This is a genomic window from Paenibacillus phytorum (assembly GCF_013141715.1).
In the GTDB taxonomy this organism is placed as follows: Bacteria; Bacillota; Bacilli; order Paenibacillales; family NBRC-103111; genus Paenibacillus_E; species Paenibacillus_E phytorum.
Window position 1 is genome coordinate 1 of the sequence record NZ_WHOA01000059.1, and the last position, 2,140, is coordinate 2,140.

Below are 2,140 nucleotides of genomic sequence, written 5' to 3' on the forward strand. Positions count from 1 at the left end.
AGCATACGGCAAACAACAAGGTCAGCCGGATTGGAATGTGTTAGCGGATGTAAATAAAGACGGCAAGGTTGGCCTTGAAGACCTTGCAATCGTAGCTTTAGCGATGTTTCAATAATACACCGACGAGTATTGTTGAAAAGTTAAATTGATCGTATTAGTGAAATTGAGGATTGATCGGCAATGAAGTGGAGGGAGCTTATCTCCCCCCTTCTGTCGCCGATATGTCCAGTTTTACTAACAAATTTTTGAAAGGGCGGATTACTTAGATGTTAAAAAAACTTCTCGCATTCAGTCTGACGTTGCTTTTGACCGTGTTCATGCTTCCGCAGCCCATAATACATGCAAACACTAGCCCGAGCTTTTTACTTTCCATCACGGAGCCAAGCATATCGGTGGGTAATAACTTTGAAGTGAAGGTAGAAGGAAAACAATTAAGTGATATGTACGCATTTGAAGTTAATTTATCGTTTGATACAAGCCGTTTAAAGTTTCTAAAAAATGACTTTCAAAGTAGCGGCTTTACAGTGGGCCCTATTGTGGATGGGAACAAAATTCAAATCGCATATACGCAACAAGGCAACATTCCTGGCCAGAACGGCGATGTAACGCTGGCTACGCTACCATTTCATGCGGTAAGTCAGGGTTCGGCCGAAATTGTACTGGACAGTGTAACACTGATGAAACGAGTGGATTCGAAATTAGTGACTGAATCTTTTCCAGGCAATAGCAAGGTAGTGGCTACAATAGCATCAAACGGTAATGAGGTCAAAATTCCTGCTGTGCCTGCAGGTTTGACAGCTACAGCAGCAAGTACCTCACAGATTAACGTAACTTGGAATAATTCAAAAGACGCAGCGGGTTATGACCTGATGATAGACGAAGTTGTTCAAACGGACAGATCAAGTCCGTTCGCGCACACAGGTCTTGAAGCAGACTCAACCCATACCTATAGGGTGAGGGCAAAGAATTCGGCAGGAGTCAGCGAATGGAGTGCGCAGGTAAGTGCAAACTCTCAGAGATCATCGAACAACGGTAACAACGGTAACAACGATAACAATAACAATAACAATAACAACAATAACAATAACAACAATAACAATAACAATAACAACAATAACAATAACAACAATAATAATAATAATAATAACAAAAATAATGTATTTAATAGCGATATTGTCAATGAGATTAAACTTGTTAGTTCGATCTCTTCCATGGTAGCGGAAGCCAAAAAAGCTGATGAAAAGGTTGAACTGGCTGACATTAAAGGACATTGGGGCAAAAAGACCATCGGTACGTTCGTGAAATTGCACGTTATCGATGGGTATGGGGATGGAACGTTCCATCCTGACGGCAACATTACACGCGCCGAATTTGCAGCGATCATTTCTCGCATATTCGATATCAACGGCGGCGCCAATCAGTCGGTTGCTCTGAACGATATTGACAGCCACTGGGCTAAAGACGCCATTGATAAACTCGCTAGCGCAGGAGTGATTGGCGGATATGGAGACGGGACGTTCAAGCCAGACAAAACGATCAGCCGTGAAGAAATGGTCATTATACTATCCCGTATTGTGGACTTAAGTAAAGTGGACAAAGATGCTTCCAAAGGTAATTTTGCGGATATAGCAATTGCAAGCTCTTATGCAGCAAATCCAATCAAGGATGCAGCAGAAGCGGGTATCATCAGCGGCAAGAATGAGGGGATATTTGATCCGCAGGGCAACTCCACACGTGCAGAGGCGCTTACGATCGTACTGAATGTATTGAACCTTAACCCTCAAGTAAAAACACTCTTGGATAGCTTGAACTAAGTCGAGCACCGTGTTCAAGTTGCAGAATGAACGGTCGTGACCGGATAAACTAAATTGCAGATTGAAATACTTGCATCTCATGAAAAGAGGTTCCGCTATGAAGCAGCGTTCATTCCTGTCCTTGTTCATAATCACGATCTTATTATTTTTTGGGACTACCACAACTTCACTTGCGCATTCCGGAAGTATGCTGTTTTGTGGAAATACTTTAAGCTTGGAATCGAGCACATTTTGACAGGTTATGATCATTTGCTGTTTTTGTTATCCTTAGTATTAATCGCATCTCGCTTCAAGGATGCTTTGAAAATTGTTACATCTTTTACTAT

2 protein-coding genes are annotated in these 2,140 nt (G+C 42.0%); both read left to right on the forward strand.

Annotated elements, in window-relative coordinates:
- Positions 1-266: 266 nt before the first annotated feature.
- The gene (locus GC098_RS07865; protein ID WP_171642590.1) at positions 267-1,814 is read left to right on the forward strand and encodes an S-layer homology domain-containing protein; all 1,548 of its coding nucleotides are present in this window, start codon (positions 267-269) and stop codon (positions 1,812-1,814) included.
- Positions 1,815-1,868: 54 nt separating this feature from the next.
- Positions 1,869-2,140: HupE/UreJ family protein (locus GC098_RS39890; protein WP_246358496.1), on the forward strand; the 272-nt coding region annotated here is incomplete at its 3' end.